This is a genomic window from Sphaerisporangium sp. NBC_01403 (genome assembly GCF_045040145.1).
GTDB classification, from domain to species: Bacteria; Actinomycetota; Actinomycetes; order Streptosporangiales; family Streptosporangiaceae; genus Sphaerisporangium; species Sphaerisporangium viridialbum.
In genome coordinates this window covers 6,697,696-6,718,799 of the sequence record NZ_CP109534.1, presented here as the reverse complement: position 1 = coordinate 6,718,799, position 21,104 = coordinate 6,697,696, and the positions used below count along the sequence as shown (strand labels likewise).

The window sequence follows — 21,104 nt, the reverse complement described above, 5'->3', positions numbered from 1 at the left end:
GAAGTGGCCCAGAGGTCGTACCCTCCCATAGTGACCTCTTGGGGGTTTACTTGCCTATGACGGACCCATCCGACACGCGCGACACCGCACCTCGGCCCTTCTCCCCGCTCTGGACCTACCTGACCGGGGTCGCCACCGCCGGGCTGGTGGCGCTGCTCGTCGCGGAGTTTCGGCTCGGTTTCAGCGAGCTGGCCGCACTCACGCGCACCCCGCTGTTCTGGGTGCTCATGGTGCTGGTCGTGCTGGGAGAGCTGCGGCCGATCGTGGTCTCCACCTCGCGCCTGGCCGGTGGCACGGCCACCTCGACGCTGTTCACCTTCGCCGTGCTGCTGTACCACGGCCTGTCGGTGGCGGTGCTGATCCACTCGCTCGGGCTGGTCGTCAGCGGCCTCTCGCACCACAGGGCCTGGCACCGCACGGTGTTCAACGTCGCGCAGGTCTCGCTGGCCTCCACCGCGGCGGCGGTCGTGCTCGCGGCCTTCGGGCACCATCCCCATCCGGCCACGCCCTGGGTGCCGGAGGGCACCGACATAACGGCGGTCGCGCTCGCGGCCGTGGCCTACTTCGTCGTGCGCGGTGTCCTGGTCTGCGGGGCCGTGGCGCTGCACGAGCGCAGGCCGCTGCTCCGGGTGGTCCGCACCACGATCGGGCACCAGAGCCTCGTCTACACCGCGCTTCTCGGGCTCGCCCCGCCGGTCGTGGTCGTCATGAGCCACTCGCCCGCCCTGGTCCCCCTGTTCGTCGCACCCCTGGCCACGATGTACTTCACCGCCTCGCTGTCGGTGCGCCGAGACCACCAGGCCATGCACGACGGGCTGACCGCCCTTCCCAACCGCAAGCTGCTGATCCTTCGTACCGAGGAGGCGCTGGCCGAGGCGCGCGAGGACGTGCGGGTGGGCCTGCTCCTGCTCGACCTCGACCGGTTCAAGGAGGTCAACGACACCCTCGGCCACCCCGTGGGCGACCGGTTGCTGCAGATCGTCGCGCACCGGCTCACCCACAGCGTGCGGCCGGGCGACGTCGTGGCGCGGCTCGGGGGAGACGAGTTCGCCGTGCTCCTGCCGACCGTGCGCGACGCCGTCGCCGCCCGCGAGGTGGCCGCCCGGCTGAGGGCCGCGCTCACCCAGCCCGTACGGCTGGAGGGCATGACCTTCGACCTGGACGCCTCGGTCGGCATCGCGCTGTACCCCGACCACGCGCCCGACTTCGAGCTGCTCCTCCAGCGGTCCGATGTCGCGATGTACTTCGCCAAGGAGGGCCGCACCGGGGTCGAGGTCTACCTCGCGGAGAAGGACCGCAACTCGCCCGAGCGGCTCAACCTCCTCGGCGACCTGCGCAGGGCCGTCGGCGGGAGCGAGCTGGAGCTGCACTACCAGCCCAAGGTCAGCCTCTCGTCGGGCGCGGTGCAGGGCGTCGAGGCGCTGCTGCGGTGGTGGCATCCCGACCGGGGGCCGGTGTCCCCGGCCGACTTCATCCCGCTGGCCGAGCAGTCGTACCTCATGCGCCAGATCACCCAGCACGTGATCGACGCCGCGCTGGAGCAGTCGGCCTACTGGTGGCACTCCGGGCTCAAGGTGCCGATCTCGGTCAACGTGTCGGCCCGCGACCTGCTCGACTCGGCGCTCCCCGACCAGCTGGAGGCCGGGCTCGACCGCCTGCGGCTTCCCGCCGAGGCGATCCAGCTGGAGGTGACCGAGCGCATCCTGATGACCGACCAGGCCTACACCTCCGACTCGTTGCACGCGCTGGTCGCGCTCGGGATCCCGCTCGCGCTCGACGACTTCGGCACCGGCTACTCCTCGCTGGTACGGCTCCAGCGCCTCCCGGTGTGCGAGGTGAAGATCGACGGGTCGTTCGTCCAGCGGCTCGGGAAGTCGGTGGACGACGAGCGCATCGTCCGCTCGATCGTCGACCTCGTGCGCTCGCTCGGCCTGCGGTCGGTGGCCGAGGGCGTGGAGAACGAGGAGGTGGCCCAGCGCCTTCGCGACATGGGCTGCGACTCGGGCCAGGGATGGCGGTTCGCCGAGCCGATGCCCGCCTCGGAGACCACCGCCTGGCTCCGCGAGCGGCTCTGCGAGCCGTCGTACGGCAGGTGCGAGTCCGCCGAGGTCACGACCCTCTAGGGCCCCGGTCAGGCGGGTGCGGGCGTGGAGATCCCCGGCGACGGGGGGCCCACGGACGTCCGACGCGCTCATGGCCTCGGAGAACCATGGTTAATGGTTCGGCCACGTTCGGTCACTCGCCCTAGGATGACACTGTCCAATTGCCATCCATGAAACGGGTTAACGACTCATGTCCGCCATAACCCGCGACGAGGTCGCTCACCTCGCCCGGTTGTCCCGGCTGGCGCTGGCCGACACCGAGCTCGACCACTACGCCGCGCAGCTCGATGTCATCATCGGCGCGGTCGCTCGCGTCGCCGAGGTCGCCACCGACGACGTGCCGCCGTCCTCACACGCGTTGCCGCTGACGAATGTCTACCGTCCCGACGAGGCACGGCCCAGCCTGACGCCGCAGCAGGCGCTGGCGGCCGCTCCGGCCGTCGAGGACGACCGTTTCCGCGTCCCGCGCATCCTCGGGGAGGAGGCATGAGCCTCACCCGCAAGACCGCGGCCGAGCTGGGCGCCCTGATGGCAGCCGGCGAGGTCTCCGCCGTCGAGGTGACCCAGGCGCACCTCGACCGCATCGCCGAGGTCGAGCCCAAGGTCAACGCCTTCCTGCACGTGGCCGCCGAGTCGGCGCTGGAGCAGGCCCGCGCGGTGGACGCCAGGCGCGCCGCCGGCGAGGAGCTCGGCCCCCTCGCGGGCGTCCCGATCGCGCACAAGGACGTCTTCACGACCAAGGACATGCCGACCACCGCCGGGTCGAAGATCCTCGAAGGCTACCGCCCGCCGTACGACGCGACGGTCACCGCGCGCCTGCGCGAGGCCGGCCTGGTGATCCTCGGCAAGACCAACCTCGACGAGTTCGCGATGGGTTCCTCCACCGAGAACTCCGCGTACGGCACGACGCGCAACCCGTGGGACCTCGGCCGGATCCCGGGCGGCTCCTCGGGCGGTTCGAGTGCCGCCGTGGCCTCCTACCAGGCCCCGCTGTCCACCGGCACCGACACGGGCGGCTCGATCCGCCAGCCCGCCGCCGTCACCGGCATCGTCGGCATGAAGCCCACCTACGGCGGTTCCTCCCGGTACGGGGTGATCGCCTTCGCCTCGTCGCTCGACACGCCGGGCCCGTTCGCCCGCAACGTGCTCGACGCGGCGCTGCTGCACGAGGCGTTCTCCGGCCACGACAACATGGACTCCACCTCGATCCACGAGGCGGTGCCGCCGGTCGTCGAGGCCGCGCGCCGCGGCGACGTCGCCGGGCTGCGCGTCGGCGTGGTCAAGGAGTTCGGGGGCGAGGGTTACCAGCCGGGCGTGCTGGCCCGCTTCCAGGAGGCCGTGGAGCTGCTGGAGTCCCTTGGCGCCAAGGTGGTCGAGGTCTCCTGCCCGAGCTTCACCTACGCGCTCCCCGCCTACTACCTCATCGCCCCGTCCGAGGCCTCGTCCAACCTGGCCAGGTTCGACGGCATGCGATACGGGCTGCGCGTCGGCGACGACGGCACCCGCAGCGCCGAGGAAGTCATGGCGCTGACCAGGGCGGCCGGCTTCGGCCCCGAGGTCAAGCGGCGCATCATGATCGGCACCTACGCGCTGTCGAGCGGCTACTACGACGCCTACTACGGCTCGGCCCAGAAGGTCCGCACGCTGATCTCGCGCGACTTCGAGGCCGCCTTCCACCAGGTGGACGTCCTGGTCTCGCCGACCACGCCCACCACCGCGTTCCCGATCGGCGAGCGTGCCGACGACCCCATGGCGATGTACCTCGCCGACCTGTGCACCATCCCCGCCAACCTGGCGGGCAACGCCGCCATCTCCGTGCCGTGCGGCCTCGCCGAGGAGGACGGCCTTCCCGTCGGCCTCCAGATCATGGCCCCGGTCCTCGGCGACGAGCGCTGCTACCGCGTGGGCGCCGCCGTGGAAAAGGCCTTCGAGAACCGCTGGGGCGGCCCGCTGCTGAAGGAGGCTCCGTCCCTGTGACCACCACTCACACCGTCATGCCGTACGACGAGGCGCTTGAGCGTTTCGAGCCGGTGATCGGCCTGGAGACCCACGTCGAGCTGGGCACGACGTCCAAGATGTTCTGCGGGTGCCCGACCACGTTCGGGGCGCCGGCGAACACCCACGTCTGCCCGGTCTGCCTCGCGCTGCCCGGCGCGCTGCCGGTGGCGAACGACAAGGCCATCGAGTCGACGATCCGCATCGGCCTGGCGCTGAACTGCACCATCGCCGAGTGGTGCCGCTTCGCCCGGAAGAACTACTTCTATCCGGACATGCCGAAGAACTACCAGATCAGCCAGTACGACGAGCCCCTGTGCGTCAACGGCTACCTCGACGTCGAGGTGGGCGGCGAGACGGTCAGGGTGGAGATCGAGCGGGTCCACCTGGAGGAGGACACCGGCAAGTCCACGCACGTGGGCGGTGCCACGGGCCGCATCCAGGGCGCCGACTACTCGATCGTCGACTACAACCGGGCGGGCATCCCCCTGGTCGAGATCGTCACCAAGCCGGTGGAGGGCACCGACCGGCTCGCGCCCGAGGTCGCGAAGGCGTACGTCACCGAGCTGCGCGAGGTGATGCGCACTCTGGGCGTGTCCGACGTGCGCATGGAGGAGGGCTCCATGCGGTGCGACGTCAACGTCTCGCTGATGCCCCGGGGTACGAGCGTGTGGGGCACCCGCACCGAGACCAAGAACGTCAACTCCCTGCGAAGCGTCGAGCGGGCGGTGCGCGGCGAGATCGAGCGCCAGGCGGCGATCCTCGCCGACGGCGGCAGGATCATCCAGGAGACCCGCCACTTCCACGAGGACACCGGCGTCACCACGTCGGGCCGTTCGAAGGAGGAGGCGCAGGACTACCGCTACTTCCCCGAGCCCGACCTGCTGCCGATCGCGCCGGCCCCCGAGTGGGTCGACGAGCTGCGAGCCGAGCTTCCCGAGCTGCCGACCGTGCGGCGCAGGCGGCTCCAGGCCGAGTGGGGCGTCTCCGACCTCGACATGGCGGCGATGCACAACGCCGACGCCATCGGCCTGGTCGAGGCCACCGTCACGGCGGGCGTGCCCGCGGCCGACGCGCGCAAGTGGTGGATGGGCGAGCTGGCCCGGCGCGCCAACGAGGCCGGCACCTCCCTCGCCGACCTGCCGATCACCCCCGCGCAGATCGTCCGGGTGGTCGAGCTGGTGGCGTCCGGGGCGCTGAACGACAAGCTGGCCCGCCAGGTGCTCGAAGGCGTGCTCGCGGGGGAGGGCTCCCCCGACGAGGTCGTCGAGGCGCGGGGCCTGCGCATCGTCAGCGACGAGGGCGAGCTGTCCTCGATCATCGACCAGGTGCTCGCCTCGAACGCCGACGCGGCCGACAAGGTGCGCTCCGGCAAGATCGCCGCGGTGGGCGCGCTGGTCGGCGGCGTGATGAAGGCCAGCAGGGGCAAGGCCGACGCCGGCCGTGCCCGCGAGCTGATCCTGGAGAAGCTCGGCGTGTCCGAGTAGCACCCCGGCCACCCCCGGCCGTACGAGCAGGCGCCACGGGCTCCGCGAGCGTTCGCGGGGCCCGTCGTGCTGTCCGGGGCCCGTCGTACTTGGTACGTGTTTAAAGTGTGAAATGTCGGTACGTGGGACTGGATTCATCCGGAGATGTAGAGGAATTTGCGAGTGGTGTTGGTTTAGGGTGATGCGGGGGAATCGGTACGGAGCGGGAGGAGACGAGGGCGTGCGGAACGCCGGAGCGTCCATCGACCCGCCGCCCGACCCGTTCGCGGCGGTGCGTCCGGACTCCCCCGTCGCATTGCCCGTCGACCGCCAGTATTCGAAGGACAGCACTCCCGCGCGGCCCCCCGGCGGACGCAAGAAGCTCCCCCCAGGGGTCTCGCCCCTCCCGCCCGGCGTGTCGCCCGACCTCTTCGCGCAGACGCCGCCCTCCGGCATCGGCGGGCAGTCGGGCCAGTCGGTGACGCTGCCGCCTCCCGCGCCCCCGGCCGAGCCGTGGCCCATGACCGCGAGCGCGCGGGTGCGCCGCGCCGACGACGTGGCGGTCGAGCCCTCTGTCGTCATCGTGCCGGAGCCGCAGGAGACCCGGAGCAGGTTACGCGTCTTCCTGATCCTCACGGGCGGGCTCGCCTTCCTCTTCCTGCTGGCCTACGCGATCCCCGCCACGTACATGTGGGGCAGGGTGCTGCCCGGCACGCACGTGGCGGACGTGCACATCGGCAACCTGACCGAGACCGAGGCGATCGACCGCATCCACCAGCGTTTCGACGGGAACGACCAGGAAGCCGTCGGCCTCATGCTGAACGGCCGGCGGGTCGGAGTGCTCGACCCGCGCGACGCGGGGCTGACCATCGACGTGGAGGCCACGGTCGCCGACGCGAAGACCGGGTTCCCGAGCCCCCTCGCCGTCTGGCAGTCGCTCACCGGAGATAGCGATCTGCCGCTGCGGATCTCGCTGAACCCCGTCAAGCTCAGCCAGCGCGTACGCAAGATCGCCAAAAACGTCGACCGGCCCGCCCGTGAGGGGGCGATCGTCTACAAGGGCACCACCCCGCAGGTCGTCCACCCCAAGGAGGGCGTGGTCCTCGACCAGCGGGCCACGGGCGAGGCGATCAAGCGGGCCTTCGTGAACGCCCCGGCCACGGTGTCGCTGCCGGTGACCACGGTACGGCCGAGGGCGGGCAAGGCCGCGTTCGACGGCGCGGTCGAGGTGGCGCGCCGGGCGGTGTCGGCGCCGATCATCCTGGCGAACGGCAGCAGGCGGGTGCGCCTGTCCGCGCCGGCCATCGCCGCCCACCTGAGCTTCGCGGCCGACGAGCGCGGGGTGGTGCGGCCCCGGTTCGACGCCTGGAAGGCCGTCAACGGCCTTTCGACCAGGCTCGTCGGCGTCGCGGAGACGCCGCGCGAGGCGGGGTTCGTCATCGAGAACGGCGCGCCGAAGCTCGTGCACGCCCGCACGGGCAAGGGCGTGGACGCCGCCAAGCTCGCCGCCGCGGTGGCCGGCGTGGTCACCGGGGGCGGGAGCCGCACCATCCCGGTGTCCCTCGCCATCACCCAGCCCGTCCTCACCGACGAGTACGCCATGAAGCTCGGCGTGAAGGAGCAGATCGGCTTCTTCACGACGTACTTCCCGTGCTGCGCCGCCAGGGTGACCAACATCCAGAAGGCCGCCGACCTCGTGGACGGCCGGCTGGTGAAGCCGGGGGAGACGTTCTCGCTGAACGAGGCCGTCGGGAAGCCCGACGCCGCGCGCGGGTTCGTCCCGGCGCAGTCCATCGACGACGACCGCCTGGTCATCGCCCTGGGCGGCGGTATCTCGCAGTTCGCGACCACCATGTACAACGCGACCTTCTACGCCGGGATGGAGGAGATCGAGCGCACCGCCCACGCGTTCTACGTCTCGCGCTATCCCGCCGGGCGCGACGCGGCGGTGTCGTACCCCGACACGGACCTGCGATGGAGGAACGACACGGAGTACGGCGTGCTGATCAAGACCTCGTACAGCAGTACCTCCGTGACCGTGACCCTGTGGAGCACGAAGAAGTACGACCGCATCGAGGCCGAGACGACCGAGCGCTCCAGCGCGACCCAGCCCGAGAGCAGGTCCGACAGCGACCCCGGTTGCCTTCCGATGGAGGGCGGCCCCGGCTTCACCGTCACGGTCACCCGGGTCTTCTACAAGGACGACGAGGTCTTCAAGCGCGACCGGCAGGAGACCACGGTCTACAAGCCGCAGGACAAGGTCACCTGCGCGCAGGCGCGGCCGTCCTCGACGAGTGGTACGTCCGGGCGAGGAAGCTCCAGCGAGGACACCGGCGAGGACACCGGCGGGGACGCCGGCGGGGACATCATTGTGGACATCGGCGTGGAGCCCCTGCCGGGGTGACCGCCCGGGTCAGCTCATGGGGATGACCAGGATGCGGTCGTCGCCCTTCTTGGGGGAGCCCCGCCCGTCCTTGTTGCTGGTGGACACGTACAGGTTGCCGTCCGGCGCCGCCGCGACGGCCCGCAGCCGGCCGTACTCGCCCTCGTACCGGGGGATGGGCCTGCCCGCCTGGCCGGAGGCGGACAGCGGGATCTGCCACAGCCGGGTGCCGCGCAGCGCGGCCACCCACAGCGACCCGCCCGCATAGGCCATGCCGGACGGGGACGACTCGTCGGTGGACCAGGTCAGCAGGGGGTCGACGTACTCGTCCCGGCCGCCGAAGCCCTCCACGGTGGGCCAGCCGTAGTTCTTGCCCTTCTTGATCAGGTTGACCTCGTCGTAGGTGTTCTGGCCGAACTCCGAGGCGTACATGCGGCCGGAGGGGTCCCAGGCCATGCCCTGGACGTTGCGGTGGCCGTAGCTCCAGATCACGTTCTGGAACGGGTTGCCGGGGGCGGCCTTCCCGTCGGGGGTCATGCGCAGGATCTTGCCGCCCAGCGAGCCGAGGGCCTGGGCGAGGGGACGGTCGCCGGTCTCGCCCGTCGAGGCGTAAAGGTACCCGTCGGGGCCGAACGCGAGCCGCCCGCCGTTGTGGATGCCGCCCTTGGGTATGCCGCTGAGGATCGTCTCCGGGTCCTTCAGGCCGCCGTCGTAGCGGTAGCGCACGATGCGGTTCTCGGTCGCCGCCGTGAAGTACACGAAGATGTGGTGATCCCGCGTGAACTTCGGGGACACCGCGACGCCGAGCAGGCCGCCCTCCCCGCTCGGGGACACGCCCTCCACGACCCCCACCGGGCTCGTCTTCCCGGCCGGGGTCACCCGTAGCAGGCGCGCGGAGTCGCGTTCGGTGACCAGCGCGTCGCCGCCCGGCAGGAACGCGATCGCCCACGGCACGGTCAGGCCCTCGACGAGCGTGCGGGGCGTCGCGGGCTCCTGCTGGGGAAGGGCGCTGGCCAGCGGGGACGGCGTGCCGCCCTCCTCGCCTTCGCCGCGCGCCGCCGTACCGGGGGTGCACCCGGCGACCAGGGCGGCGGCCGTGATCGCGGCGAACGCCCGTCCGGCGACCGTGGCACGCCGAAGTGCGGTCCTGCGCGTGGCCCGGGGCCCGCCATCGATGGGACAAAAGGTTTGGTTCGACATTATTGGACCTCCTCCGTGACTCCATACTGGTCCCGGCGCCGCCAGGTTCCCGGCCCAGTAGGGGATCGTTAGGCTTAACGGTCATGAAGATTTGGGCTCCCTCGCAGGCCATCGTCGAAGTTCTGACCGATCTGCCCGACGTGGACTGCGTCCTCTACGACGGTGGCCCGCGGCCGCCGGAGGGGGCCGAGGAGGTCGAGGTCTGGGTGCCCCCGCTGGTGCCGCCGCGCCAGACCCCGGAGCTTCTGGGCCGCATGGCGAAGCTGCGCCTCCTGCAGACCGTGACGGCGGGCGTGGAGGCCTACCGCCCGCACCTGCCCGACGGGGTCATCCTGTGCAACGCCCGGGGAGTGCACGAGGCGGGCACGGCCGAGTGGGCCGTGGGAGCGATGATCGCGGTGCTGCGCGACTTCCCCGGCTTCACCGACGCCCAGCGGCGCGGCGAGTGGGCGTACCGCTACACCGGAGTGCTGGCCGACGCCACCGTGCTGATCATCGGGTACGGCTCCATCGGCCAGGCCCTGGAGCGCCGCCTCGACGGGTTCGAGGTCGACGTCGTCCGGGTGGCGAGGACCGCCCGTGAGGGCGTCCACGGGGAGGACGAGCTTCCCGCCCTGCTGCCCGAGGCCGACGTGGTGGTGCTGCTGGTGCCCTCGACCCCGGGCACGGCGGGCATGGTGGACGCCGCGTTCCTCGCGAGGATGAAGGACGGCGCCGTGCTGGTCAACGCCGCCAGGGGCCCCGTGGTCGACACCGGCGCGCTCGTCGCCGAGCTCCAGCGGGGCCGCGTCCGCGCCGCACTGGACGTGACCGACCCCGAGCCCCTTCCCGAGGGGCATCCCCTGTGGACGGCTCCCGGGGTCTTCATCACGCCCCACGTGGCGGGCAGCACACCCGCCTCGATCCGGCGGGCGCGCAGGCTCGTACGGTCTCAGATGTTGAGATATCTGTCCGGAGAACCACTGAACAACGTGATCACGGGGTCCTACTGACATGCTTGACACGTCTTCCTGACTCGGACCGATAGGAAAGCAAACCCAGACCGTGGCTGCCTCGTGACCTCAACTGCGTACGGTGAGACTCACCGCGCGAACCGCTAGAAGGCACCACGGCGGTTATCAGATCGGTGACGACTCAGCGGTTGTCGCCCCTCCCGCCGCCGGGCGGGCGCGACACTGGCGACGTGACAGGGATGAGCCGTATGGGCGACGACGTTGAACGGCCTTCGTGACCCGAGGGTCCCGTTGACCGCCGCCGCCGGCCTCGGCGCGGTGGGCCTCGCGGCTGCCCTTCTCGTCAGCGGGTCCTACTCCGTCGTCACCGCGATCGCGGGGGTGGTGGCGGGGCTTCTCGCCGCCTTCTCGCTCCTCGTGACGGCGGTGCGGGCCACCCCGCGTCCCCAGTCCTCCTCGTGGCGCTGGCTCACCGGCGGGTCGATCACCTGGCTCGCGGGTGTCGGCCTGCGGCCGATCGCCGAGGGCACGCCCTTCGTGCTGACCTTCGCCGACGTCCTGCTGCTCGTGGGCACCCTGCTGCTCGCCATCGGGTGCGGCGTCAGCGTGGGACGGCCCGCGTACGGCAGGTCGGTGCTCCACTACGTCTCCAGCGCGTACACCAGCGCCGCTTCCCTCTTCGTGATCTGCTGGGTCGGGTTGCTCGGGCCGGCCTACGCCAAGGCCGAGGAGCCGGGCACGCTGGCCCTGCCCGTGGTGTGCCTGCTCACGACCTGCGCCGTGGCCCCGGCCGTGCTGGCCGCGCGCTCAGGCGGCAGGCGGGTCGGCACGGCGGCCTTCGTCGTGCTCGTGGCGATCACCGTCGGTGAGCTCGCCACGGCGGTCGGGCGGCTGACCGTGGGAGGCACCCCGCCGCTCATCGCGGGCATGGTGGCCCCCGTCGCCTTCCTGCTGCTCGCCGCCATGCCCTGGGCGAACCGCGGCTGCGCCAAGCCGGTGCGGTCCACGCCCTCCGCCGTGGTCGACGGCGCGCCGCTCGCCCTGGCGGGCGTCGCCGCCGTCGTCCTGGTCGTACGCGTGCTGGCGGGCCCGCTGGACGATCCGGTGGCGGTGCTGCCGATCGTCGGCGGCTCGGTCGTGTTCGTGCTGCTCGCCCGGGTGTTCGTGATGGCCCTTGAGACCGCGAGCATGCGCGGCACCGTGGAGTCCGGCGAGCGCCGGCTCATCCACCTGGCCGAGAGCGCCGGAGACGTCGTCCTGGTCTGCGACCACGACGGGGTCGTCCGCGAGATGGGGTCAGGGGTCGAGGCGCTGTACGGCTACAGCCCGCAGGAGCTGATCGGCACCTCCATCCTCGACTACGTGCACTCGGAGGACTCGCCCGCCGTCCAGGCGGCGCTGCGGGCGATGACTGCCGACGAGGAGCCCTCCGGCGACCGCCAGGGCGCCTGCAGGGTCTCCTGCCGGGTGCGCGCGGCCGACGGCACCTGGCGGCCCGCGGAGTCCGTCGCCACCCGGCACCCGCACGAGGGCGAGGACCTCGTCCTCATCTCCACGCGCGACGTCAGCGACCAGGTGGCGCTGCGCAACCAGGTCGCCCACCTGACCTTCCACGACGGCGTGACCGGCCTGCCCAACCGCGCCTACTTCGAGGAGCGCACCCGCGAGGTGCTCGCCCGCAGGGGCACGGGGCGCACGGCCGTCGTCTTCGTCGACCTCGACGGGTTCACCGGGGTCAACGACTCCGTGGGCCACGCCAGCGGCGACTACCTGCTCAGCCAGGCCGCCCGGCGGCTGCGCGCGGCCGTACGGGCGGACGACACGCTGGCCCGCTGGGGCGGCGACGAGTTCGCGGTGCTCCTGGAGTCCGGCAGCTCGGGCGGGTCCGCGTCGGGCAGCTCGGGCACGGCCGACGCGCAGACCGCCATCGACCTCGCCGAGCGGCTGGTGCGCGCGGTGTCCTCCGAGCCCTTCAGGGTCGCCGACCGCGACATCGCGCTGACCGCCAGCGTCGGGGTGGCGTTCGCCGAGGACGGCGTCCCGGCGGGCGACCTCATCCGCAACGCCGACGTGGCGATGGCGAGGGCCAAGGAGCTCGGCGGGCGCCGCGTCGAGGTGTTCGCCGCCCACATGCACGCCGACGTCGTACGGCGGCTCGAGCTCGCCGCCGACCTCCAGCGGGCCCTCCTCGCCAACCAGTTCGCCGTGGAGTACCAGCCGGTGGTCGACCTCGCGACGTCCCGGGTGACGGCGGTGGAGGCCCTGGTGCGCTGGTGGCGCGGGAGCACGTTCGTCCCTCCCCAGCAGTTCCTCGGCGCCGCGGAGGACACCGGCCTGATCGTCCCCCTGAGCGAGTGGATCCTGCGGGAGGCCTGCCGCGAGGTGGCCAACTGGCGGGCGTCGTCGTGGGACATCGGGCTCTCGCTCAACCTCTCCAGCCGCCAGATCACCGCCCCCCGGTTCGTGGAGACCGTCGAGGCGGCCCTGGCCGAGAGCGGCCTGCCCGCGAGCGCCCTGACGCTTGAGGTCATCGAGGAGATGCTCGTCGAGGACGCCGAGGAGATCATCAACCGCCTGTCGGAGCTGCGCGCCCTCGGCGTGCGGCTCGCGATCGACGACTTCGGCACCGGGTACGCCTCCCTCGCCCTGCTCCGCAGGCTTCCCGTCGACATGATCAAGATCGATCCGTCGTTCGTGTCGGGTCTGGGCCGCGATGAGACGCTCACGCTGCTGACCCGCACGATCGTGCGGCTCGGCCACGACCTCGGCCTGATCGTCGTCGCCGAGGGCATCGAACGTCCCGAGCAGCTGGAGCTCCTGCGCGAGATGGGCTGCACCCGAGGTCAGGGCTATCTGGTGGCCAGGCCCATGGCGGCGAGGGGGGTCGACTCGCTGATGCGCACGAGTCTGTCGCCACTCCAGAACACCGCTTAGCATCTCCGCCCGACATCCCATATGGTGAGACATGTGTCCGGGGATTTGACACGTCGGATGTGTCAGGGGCTATCGTTGCGGCATGCGTATCACTGGGGACCTCATCGCCGGGCTCTCGCGAGCCTGGTTTGACGGTGTAGTACTTCGCCGGCGCGCGGGTCGCTGACGAAGAGTCCCCAGCCTGCGCGCCAGCCCCAGCACCGCCTCTCCCGGCGGGCGGGGCATTTTTTATGGCCACACCCAGCTCAGCCACGCAAGGAAACGAGCCGATGACCGAAGAGATGACAGGTGCGCAGGCCCTCGTCAGGGCACTGGAACAGGTCGGGGTCGACACGGTGTTCGGGATCCCCGGCGGTGCCATCCTGCCCGCCTACGACCCGCTCTACGACTCCACCAAGGTCAGGCACGTGCTCGTACGCCACGAGCAGGGTGCCGGCCACGCGGCCGAGGGGTACGCCCAGGCGACCGGCCGCGTCGGGGTCTGCATGGCCACGAGCGGTCCCGGCGCCACGAACCTCGTGACCGCGATCTCCGACGCCTACATGGACTCGGTGCCGATCGTCGCGATCACCGGTCAGGTCGTGGCTCCTCTGATCGGCACGGACGCCTTCCAGGAAGCCGACATCTCCGGCATCACCATGCCGATCACCAAGCACAACTTCCTGGTCACCGATGCCGACGAGATCCCCCGGATCATCGCCGAGGCCTTCCACATCGCCTCCACCGGCCGCCCGGGCCCCGTGGTGGTCGACATCTCCAAGGACGCGCTCCAGGCGACCACCGCCTTCGCGTGGCCGCCCACCATGCGCCTGCCCGGCTACCGCCCGGTCACCCGGCCGCACTCCAAGCAGATCAGGGAGGCCGCGCGCCTCCTGGTCGAGGCCAAGCGGCCGGTGCTCTACGTCGGCGGCGGCGTGCACAAAGCGCGGGCGTCCGCCGAGCTGGCCGAGCTGGCCGAGCTGACCGGCATCCCCGTGGTCACCACGCTGACGGCCAGGGGCACCTTCCCCGACAGCCACCACCTGCACCTCGGCATGCCCGGCATGCACGGCACGGTCGCGGCCGTCGGCGGCCTCCAGCGCAGCGATCTGATCATCGCTCTCGGCACGCGCTTCGACGACCGCGTGACCGGCAGGCTCGACAGCTTCGCCCCGCACGCCAAGGTGATCCACGCCGACATCGACCCGGCCGAGATCTCCAAGAACCGGCACGCGGACGTCCCGATCGTGGGCGACTGCCGCGAGGTCCTCACCGACCTGGTCGCGGCGGTCAAGCACGAGCACGACGAGGGCCGCGTCGGCGACTACACCGCCTGGTGGACCACGCTCCAGGGCTACAAGGACACCTACCCCCTCGGGTACGACAAGGCGGAGGACGGCTCGCTGGCCCCGCAGTACGTCATCGAGCGGCTCAGCGAGATCGTCGGGCCGGACGCCTACTACCTGGCGGGGGTCGGCCAGCACCAGATGTGGGCCGCGCAGTTCGTCAAGTACGAGAACCCCGGCACGTTCATCAACTCCGGCGGCGCGGGCACCATGGGCTTCGCGGTCCCGGCCGCGATGGGCGCCAAGATGGGACAGCCCGAGGCCACGGTGTGGGCCATCGACGGCGACGGCTGCTTCCAGATGACCAACCAGGAGCTCGCCACCTGCGCGATCGAAGGTGTGCCGATCAAGGTGGCCGTCATCAACAACGGCAACCTCGGCATGATCAGGCAGTGGCAGACGCTGTTCTACAACCAGCGCTACTCGAACTCCGACCTGAAGACGGTCCGTCGCATCCCCGACTTCGTCAAGCTGGCGGAGGCGTACGGTTGTGTCGGCCTGCGGTGCGAGCGGCCCGAGGACGTCGACGCGACGATCCGCAAGGCCATGGAGATCAACGACGTCCCCGTGGTCATCGACTTCGTCGTCCACAAGGACGCGATGGTCTGGCCCATGGTCGCGGCCGGCACCGGCAACGACGAGATCAAGATCGCTCGGGACATGGCTCCCGTGTGGGACAACGAGGAGCTGCTGTGAGCCGCTTCGCACGTCTGACGGGTTTCTCGGGAGGGAACGCATGAGCCGCCACACGCTGTCGGTTCTCGTCGAGAACAAGCCGGGCGTCCTCGCCCGGGTCGCCTCGCTGTTCAGCAGGCGGGGCTTCAACATCGACTCACTGGCCGTCGGGCCGACGGAGCACGCCGACGTCTCGCGGATGACCATCGTCGTCAGCGTCGCCGAGCTACCGCTCGAGCAGGTCACGAAGCAGCTCAACAAGCTGGTCAACGTGATCAAGATCGTCGAGCTCGACCCCTCCCAGTCCGTGCAGCGGGAGCTGACACTGATCAAGGTCCGGGCCGACGCCGAGACGCGCAGCCACGTGCTGGAGCTCGTGCAGCTCTTCCGCGCCCGCTGCGTGGACGTCGCCACGGACGCGGTGACCATCGAGGTCACCGGCACGCCGGACAAGCTCGACGCCTTCATCAGGGTGCTTGAGCCGTTCGGCATCAAGGAGCTCGTCCAGTCGGGCATGGTGGCCATCGGCCGCGGCGCCCGTTCCATCACCGACCGCTCGCTCCGGGCCCTGGACCGCAGCGCGTAAGCGTGCTGCCGGCGAGCCGTACGAAACCACGAAAGGCAAGCTAGTGACTGAGATCTTCTACGACGACGACGCCGACCTGTCGATCATTCAAGGTCGGCACGTGGCCGTGCTCGGGTACGGCAGCCAGGGCCACGCCCACGCGCTGTCGCTCCGCGACTCCGGGGTGGACGTCCGGGTCGGCCTGCCCGAGGGCTCCAAGAGCCGCGAGAAGGCCGAGAACGACGGCCTGCGCGTCCTCAGCCCGGGGGAGGCGGCCGAGGAGGCCGACCTCATCATGATCCTCGCGCCCGACCACATCCAGCGTCACCTGTACGCCGAGCACGTCGCGCCGAACCTCGTCGAGGGCGACGCGCTGTTCTTCGGGCACGGCCTCAACATCCGGTACGGCCTGATCGACGCTCCCGAGGGCGTGGACGTCGCCATGGTGGCGCCCAAGGGCCCGGGTCACCTGGTCCGCCGGCAGTTCACCGCCGGGCGCGGCGTCCCGGTCCTGGTGGCCGTCGAGAAGGACGCGACCGGCGACGCCTGGCCGCTGGTGCTCTCGTACGCCAAGGCCATCGGCGGCACCCGCGCCGGCGCGCTCAAGACGACCTTCACCGAGGAGACCGAGACCGACCTGTTCGGCGAGCAGGCCGTGCTGTGCGGCGGCGTGTCCGAGCTGATCAAGACCGGCTTCGAGACGCTGATCGAGGCGGGCTACCAGCCCGAGGTCGCCTACTTCGAGTGCCTCCACGAGATGAAGCTCATCGTCGACCTCATGTACGAGGGCGGCATCTCCAAGATGTACTGGTCGGTCTCCGACACCGCCGAGTACGGCGGCTACTCGCGCGGGCCGCGCATCGTCAACAGCGAAACCAAGAAGGAGATGGAGCGCATCCTCGGCGAGATCAAGTCGGGCGAGTTCGCCCGCGAGCTCGTCGACGAGTTCGACAGCGGCCAGAGCAACTTCCGCAAGTACCGCGAGGAGCTGGCCGGGCACCCCATCGAGAAGACCGGCGCCAAGCTCCGCCCGATGATGAGCTGGCTCAAGGAGAAGTAACCCTCCTCGGCCATTCCGCGTGACAGTGATCGCCCGAGCCCAGCTCGGGCGATCACTGTTTCCGGCTCGACCTTCAGATTGTCCCCGCTCCAGCGCCCCGCGCCGTGCCACGGCTGCGAGTTGACGTTCTACCCGCTTTGTTCACTGCCCGCCGGTAACGCATCCTCCGCCACCTCCCGCAGGACTCGCGACTAGCGTAGGGCCCTCGGCCGAGTCGGGACCCAGGTACCATTGGGTACTGGAGGTTGTTGTGGCTGGCTCAAACGTGGCTCCCTTGAAGGTGGATACCGAAACCGATCGCCTGATCTCTCATGGTGCGCACTTCCTGCACGTGACGAAAAAGGAGTTCGTCGCGCAAGCCGTACGCGTGTATCTCCAGGTCCGTCAGGCAGAACTACATGCGGCGATGCAGGAGGCGATGGCCCAGTTGGACGGGACACATGCCGCGAGGGTGGCCCTTGTCTCCGGACTGACCAAGGAGCAGATCGAGGAACTCGGCGGTGTGGAGGAAGGGTGAACCCTACTCGTCCGACCATCCGTTGCCTGCGTGAGGACCTCGGCATCGCCAAGCTGCCGCCCGCTCGCGTGGCGCTGGACGAGATCGATCACCCATTGATCCGCAAGGCGTCCGCTCAGTTCGCCGGGGACAGCGCCCGGGAGCGCATCGTCTCGGTGGATGACAACGTGCTCTTCAAAGTCAAGATCCAGCGATGGCGGGGAGCGGTTTGGCCGGACAACCGCTGCCCGTGGCTGGTAGCAGCCGGACGTCGCGAGGACGGCAGCCCGGACGACTTCTATGCGGCGCTCACCGAACGAGCCCGGCAGGCCCGGAAGGCATACAACAGCTCCCACACGCCGGCGCTGACCAGCGACACCTGCACAAAGGACCTACTTCCTGGCCCACTGGATGAAGCTCGCCTGCGGCTTGAAGAGGCCGAACGCAGCGTCCTCCGGATGGAGGCATGCGTTCGGACCCTCGTCACCCACGCCCTGCTGACCGGGCGCGAACAGCGGGAGGATCTTGCTGGTTATACGCTTGCCGTCCTGGTCCGCGCGGATGAAGGGCACGAGACCTACGTGGGCATCCGCATCATCGGCCACGTAACCATCGCCGACCAGGCCGCCATCCTCGATGCCGTGCCTGGCTGCGATCGCGACAGCTGGTATCCCGATGTAATGCCTCACCGCGATGTCGAATCCGGCGAGGTGATCTGGTCCAATCTCATGGACCTGCATGCCGCGGCGGCGCTCCTGGCCGAAGGCGAGCAAGAGTAACGACTGTACGGCAGGCCTCGACGATTGCTCGCTGGAACCGCGATCACGTCTTGTCTGTCGAGGACCCACGTCGGCTATAGGACGCCGCCGGATCCTTTAGTTGCGCGGCGATCGATTGCCCGGCCGTGCACGCTCTACCCATCTGGCACGCCAAGGCCATCGGCGGCACCCGCGCCGGCGCGCTCCTTCCTCCGGCACGCTCTCGGGCATGTCGAACGCCACCGGCTCCGCCCCGTGTCACACACGGGACGGAGCCGGTGGCGTTTCGGCCTCAGGACGGGATCACAGCACCGGCCCCTCAGGTGCGGGTCAGCACTGGACGGGCTTGAGCCAGGAGCATTCGAGGTCGCTCTCCGGACCCTCGGGGGTCGCGTTCTTGAGCTGCACCGTGGCGTCCACCGGGGTGTCCCGCTTGAACTGCGCGAGCCGGACCGCGATGGCGTCCTCCACGGTCGTCTTCGGACTGCCGGTCAGGTAGTTGTTGGTCAGGATCGAGAACACCAGCGGCTCGCCGTCGGCGCTGGTCACGTAGCCCGACAGCCCGGTGACGCTGGTCAGGGAGCCGGTCTTGGCGTGCACGTTGTTCGCCGCCGGGGTGCCCGCCATGCGGCTGCGCAGCGTACCGCCGGTGAAGCGGTCGGAGTTGCCCGCGATGGGCAGGGCGTCGTACCAGGTCTTGAACCACGGCTTGGAGCGCATGGTGATGAGGAACCCCGTGAGCTCGCCCGGGGTCACGCCGTCCAGCCGCGACAGGCCCGAGCCGTCGCGTAGCCGCACCGCCTTGACCCCGTTCTTCGCGGCGAACCCGAGCGTGACGGCCAGCCCGGCGTCCCAGGTGCCCTTGCCGGACACCTTGCGGCCCATCGCCTTGGTGAGGATCTCGGCGTGCATGTTGTTGCTGAGCTTCAGGAAGGGCACCAGCAGCTCGCTGAGCGGCATGGAGTCGCGCTGGGCCACGCTCTTGGCGGCCTCCGGCGTCGCGCCCCGGCCGGTCGTGCCCAGCACGCGCACTCCGTGGTTGGCGAGTGCCTTCCTGAACAGCGACGCGGCGTACCCTGTCGGGTCGTCGACCGTGACCCACTCGTCGTACTTGCCGGCCACGGTGCCGGTGATCACGACCTTGTTGGTGCCGTGCACGCGGTTGACGAGGACGTCGGTCTCGGCGCCGGTGGTGGCGTGGTTCTCGATCGTGATGTAGTCGGTCGGCGGCGTGGTGGTCACCTTGGCGGCGGCGCCCGCCGACGCGCCGGGGGCGACGGAGACGATCACCGAGCCGGCGTCGTAGTCGGTGTCGGGGGAGGCGGTCAGCGCGGAGATCTGGGCCGCGTAGTAGTACGGCTCGTCGTCCCACGCCCAGTCGGTGCCGAGCCGCACGTCGTCGAACCACGTGTCGTCGGCGACCAGCTTGCCGGTGACGATCTTGACGCCGGAGTCGGCCACCTTGGCGGCGAGCGCGTCGTAGTCGGCGGCGAGCATGGTCGGGTCGCCGGTCCCCTTGAGGTAGAGGTCACCGGCCAGGGTCGAGCCCAGGCGGCGTCCCGAGCTCAGCACGCTCGTGGTGAAGCGGTAGTCGAGACCCAGCGTCTCGACGGCGGCGGTGGAGGTGAGCAACTTGGTGTTGGAGGCCGGGAGGAACACCTTCCCGGGGTCCTGCCCGTACAGCTGCTCGCCCGTCGAGGCGCTCTTGACGACCACACCGGAACGGGCCACGGCGAGGTTCGAGGCATTGAGGATCTGGTCGAGGTCCTTGACGAGATCGGCGACGCCGGGCGCCGGATCAGCGGCGTTCGCAGGGGCGCCCGCGCCCGACGCCCACGTCACGGTGAGGGTGAGAAGTACTGCCGTCAGCAGTCCGGCCGGTCGTCGGGGCATCCGCACGGGTTCCTCCAGAAATAGATGGCCCGGATCATGCCGCGATCATCGAGAACCTCTGCCCAGACGGCAATACGGAAATGTTCGTATCTTGTCCGGCCGGAACCGCTTACTGCGGCAGGGAGACCAGGAACGCGCACTCGCCGAAGGAGATCTCGTCGCCCGCGCGGACGTGGGCGGGCCCGACCAGACGCCAGCCGTTCAGCCGGGTGCCGTTGAGCGAGCCGAGGTCTACGAGGAGCCAGGCCTCGCTGTCTCGGCGGAGCTCGGCGTGCACGCGTGACACCGTGAGGTCGGTGAGGATCAGGTCGCAGTCGGAGCCGCGGCCCACCACGTAGCGCGTACGGCTGTCGCCTGGCAGGGCGAGCCTGGGGAGGCGCGGGCGGCGCCACGCGGTCTCGATGCGGGTGGTGAGGTCGGAGACCGAGGCCACGGCGTCGGTCAGCCTCCGCCGCCATCTGCCGCTCGGCGGGAGATCGGAGACGAGGTCGGTCAGCTCGACGCGGCTGCGGGCACGCAGCGCTCGATCGACCCGTCCGAGAAAGGTGTCATGCGAGATCTGTCCTTCGAGTGCATGATCGCGGAGCTCACTGATCGCGCGATCACGGTCCCCGTCGGAGGCGCGCACAGGCGGGTGCGTCGAGCTCATCTCCCGAGTATCAGGCTGGCAACGGCAAGGTGTCCAGAATATGCGGGATCTCTTGTCGAGAGCATACTCGGTATGCATACTGAGTATTCATGTCGATCCGCCACGGCCTGCTCGCCCTGCTGACCCAGGGGCCGCGCTACGGCTACCAGCTTCGTGTGGAGTTCGAGGCGTCCACGGGGGCGACCTGGCCGCTGAACATCGGCCAGGTCTACACGACGCTCTCCCGCATGGAGCGCGACGGCCTCGTGGCGCCCGGCGAGCAGGATGACCAGGGCCGGGTGGTGTACGCCATCACAGAAAAGGGCCGGTCGGAGCTGTCGCGATGGTTCGGCACCCCCATCGCCCAGGCCGACCGGCCCCGCGACGAGCTGGTGATCAAGCTCGCCATGGCCGTCACCGCGCCGGGCGTCGAGGTCCGCCAGGTCGTGCAGGCCCAGCGCACCGCCACCATGCGCACCCTGCAGAACCTGACCCGCGCCAAACGCGCCGAGGCCGGAACCGCGCAACGCCTGGTGCTCGACTCCATGATCTTCCAAGCCGAGGCCGAACAACGCTGGCTCGACCACTGCGAGGCAGTCATCGCGTCCCTCTCCCCGAACACACCACCCCCGGCGGATCCCTCCCGCACCGCGCCTTCGTCCCAGGAGTAG

16 protein-coding genes are annotated in these 21,104 nt (G+C 70.3%); 13 read left to right on the top strand and 3 right to left on the bottom strand.

Annotated elements, in window-relative coordinates:
• The first annotated feature begins 56 nt into the window (after positions 1-56).
• The 5 genes from OG589_RS30030 to OG589_RS30010 all read left to right on the top strand — a co-directional run bounded on the left by OG589_RS30030 (position 57) and on the right by OG589_RS30010 (position 7,967).
• Complete coding sequence (locus OG589_RS30030) at positions 57-2,123, top strand: putative bifunctional diguanylate cyclase/phosphodiesterase (RefSeq protein WP_405141213.1); 2,067 nt, start codon at positions 57-59, stop codon at positions 2,121-2,123.
• A 169-nt stretch (positions 2,124-2,292) separates the two neighbouring features.
• A complete protein-coding gene (gene gatC / locus OG589_RS30025; protein WP_405141212.1) occupies positions 2,293-2,592 on the top strand; it encodes an Asp-tRNA(Asn)/Glu-tRNA(Gln) amidotransferase subunit GatC in 300 nt (99 codons plus the stop codon).
• Complete coding sequence (gatA, locus tag OG589_RS30020; protein WP_405141210.1) at positions 2,589-4,079, top strand: Asp-tRNA(Asn)/Glu-tRNA(Gln) amidotransferase subunit GatA; 1,491 nt, start codon at positions 2,589-2,591, stop codon at positions 4,077-4,079. The genes gatC and gatA overlap by 4 nt, the downstream gene beginning before the upstream one ends.
• Positions 4,040-5,584 carry an Asp-tRNA(Asn)/Glu-tRNA(Gln) amidotransferase subunit GatB gene (gene gatB / locus OG589_RS30015; protein ID WP_405152158.1) on the top strand — a complete coding sequence of 515 codons (1,545 nt, stop codon included), beginning with the start codon at positions 4,040-4,042 and terminating at the stop codon, positions 5,582-5,584. Before gatA ends, gatB begins: the two co-directional genes overlap by 40 nt.
• Positions 5,585-5,804: 220 nt before the next feature.
• Positions 5,805-7,967 (top strand): VanW family protein, encoded by a 2,163-nt coding sequence (locus OG589_RS30010; RefSeq protein WP_405141209.1) that lies wholly within the window; start codon positions 5,805-5,807, stop codon positions 7,965-7,967.
• A gap of 9 nt (positions 7,968-7,976) precedes the next feature.
• On the opposite strand, the gene OG589_RS30005 is transcribed toward OG589_RS30010, so the two are convergent.
• On the bottom strand, positions 7,977-9,146 hold the full coding sequence (locus OG589_RS30005; RefSeq protein WP_405141207.1) for a PQQ-dependent sugar dehydrogenase: 1,170 nt from the start codon (positions 9,144-9,146) through the stop codon (positions 7,977-7,979).
• 83 nt (positions 9,147-9,229) lie between these two features.
• Here OG589_RS30005 and OG589_RS30000 point away from each other — a divergent pair, with 83 nt between their 5' ends.
• The 7 genes from OG589_RS30000 to OG589_RS29970 all read left to right on the top strand — a co-directional run bounded on the left by OG589_RS30000 (position 9,230) and on the right by OG589_RS29970 (position 17,933).
• Positions 9,230-10,138 (top strand): 2-hydroxyacid dehydrogenase, encoded by a 909-nt coding sequence (locus OG589_RS30000; protein ID WP_405141206.1) that lies wholly within the window; start codon positions 9,230-9,232, stop codon positions 10,136-10,138.
• A 222-nt stretch (positions 10,139-10,360) separates the two neighbouring features.
• Positions 10,361-13,033, top strand: a complete 2,673-nt coding sequence (locus tag OG589_RS29995; protein WP_405141205.1) for an EAL domain-containing protein — start codon at positions 10,361-10,363, stop codon at positions 13,031-13,033.
• Between the two features lie 230 nt (positions 13,034-13,263).
• Positions 13,264-15,054 carry an acetolactate synthase large subunit gene (locus tag OG589_RS29990; protein ID WP_405141203.1) on the top strand — a complete coding sequence of 597 codons (1,791 nt, stop codon included), beginning with the start codon at positions 13,264-13,266 and terminating at the stop codon, positions 15,052-15,054.
• A gap of 40 nt (positions 15,055-15,094) precedes the next feature.
• Positions 15,095-15,619 (top strand): acetolactate synthase small subunit, encoded by a 525-nt coding sequence (ilvN, locus tag OG589_RS29985; protein ID WP_363911534.1) that lies wholly within the window; start codon positions 15,095-15,097, stop codon positions 15,617-15,619.
• Positions 15,620-15,671: 52 nt separating this feature from the next.
• Complete coding sequence (gene ilvC / locus OG589_RS29980; protein ID WP_405152157.1) at positions 15,672-16,658, top strand: ketol-acid reductoisomerase; 987 nt, start codon at positions 15,672-15,674, stop codon at positions 16,656-16,658.
• Positions 16,659-16,932: 274 nt separating this feature from the next.
• Complete coding sequence (locus tag OG589_RS29975; protein ID WP_405141202.1) at positions 16,933-17,175, top strand: hypothetical protein; 243 nt, start codon at positions 16,933-16,935, stop codon at positions 17,173-17,175.
• Positions 17,172-17,933, top strand: coding sequence for a hypothetical protein (locus tag OG589_RS29970; RefSeq protein WP_405141201.1), 762 nt, complete (start codon positions 17,172-17,174; stop codon positions 17,931-17,933). Before OG589_RS29975 ends, OG589_RS29970 begins: the two co-directional genes overlap by 4 nt.
• A gap of 309 nt (positions 17,934-18,242) precedes the next feature.
• Here OG589_RS29970 and dacB read toward each other — a convergent pair whose 3' ends face one another.
• Together dacB and OG589_RS29960 are read right to left on the bottom strand one after the other, a co-directional pair.
• Positions 18,243-19,805 carry a D-alanyl-D-alanine carboxypeptidase/D-alanyl-D-alanine-endopeptidase gene (gene dacB, locus OG589_RS29965; RefSeq protein ID WP_405141200.1) on the bottom strand — a complete coding sequence of 521 codons (1,563 nt, stop codon included), beginning with the start codon at positions 19,803-19,805 and terminating at the stop codon, positions 18,243-18,245.
• 109 nt (positions 19,806-19,914) lie between these two features.
• Positions 19,915-20,454, bottom strand: a complete 540-nt coding sequence (locus tag OG589_RS29960) for an FHA domain-containing protein (RefSeq protein WP_405141199.1) — start codon at positions 20,452-20,454, stop codon at positions 19,915-19,917.
• 89 nt (positions 20,455-20,543) lie between these two features.
• Between OG589_RS29960 and OG589_RS29955 the strand changes: the two genes are divergently transcribed.
• Positions 20,544-21,104, top strand: coding sequence for a PadR family transcriptional regulator (locus tag OG589_RS29955; RefSeq protein WP_405141198.1), 561 nt, complete (start codon positions 20,544-20,546; stop codon positions 21,102-21,104).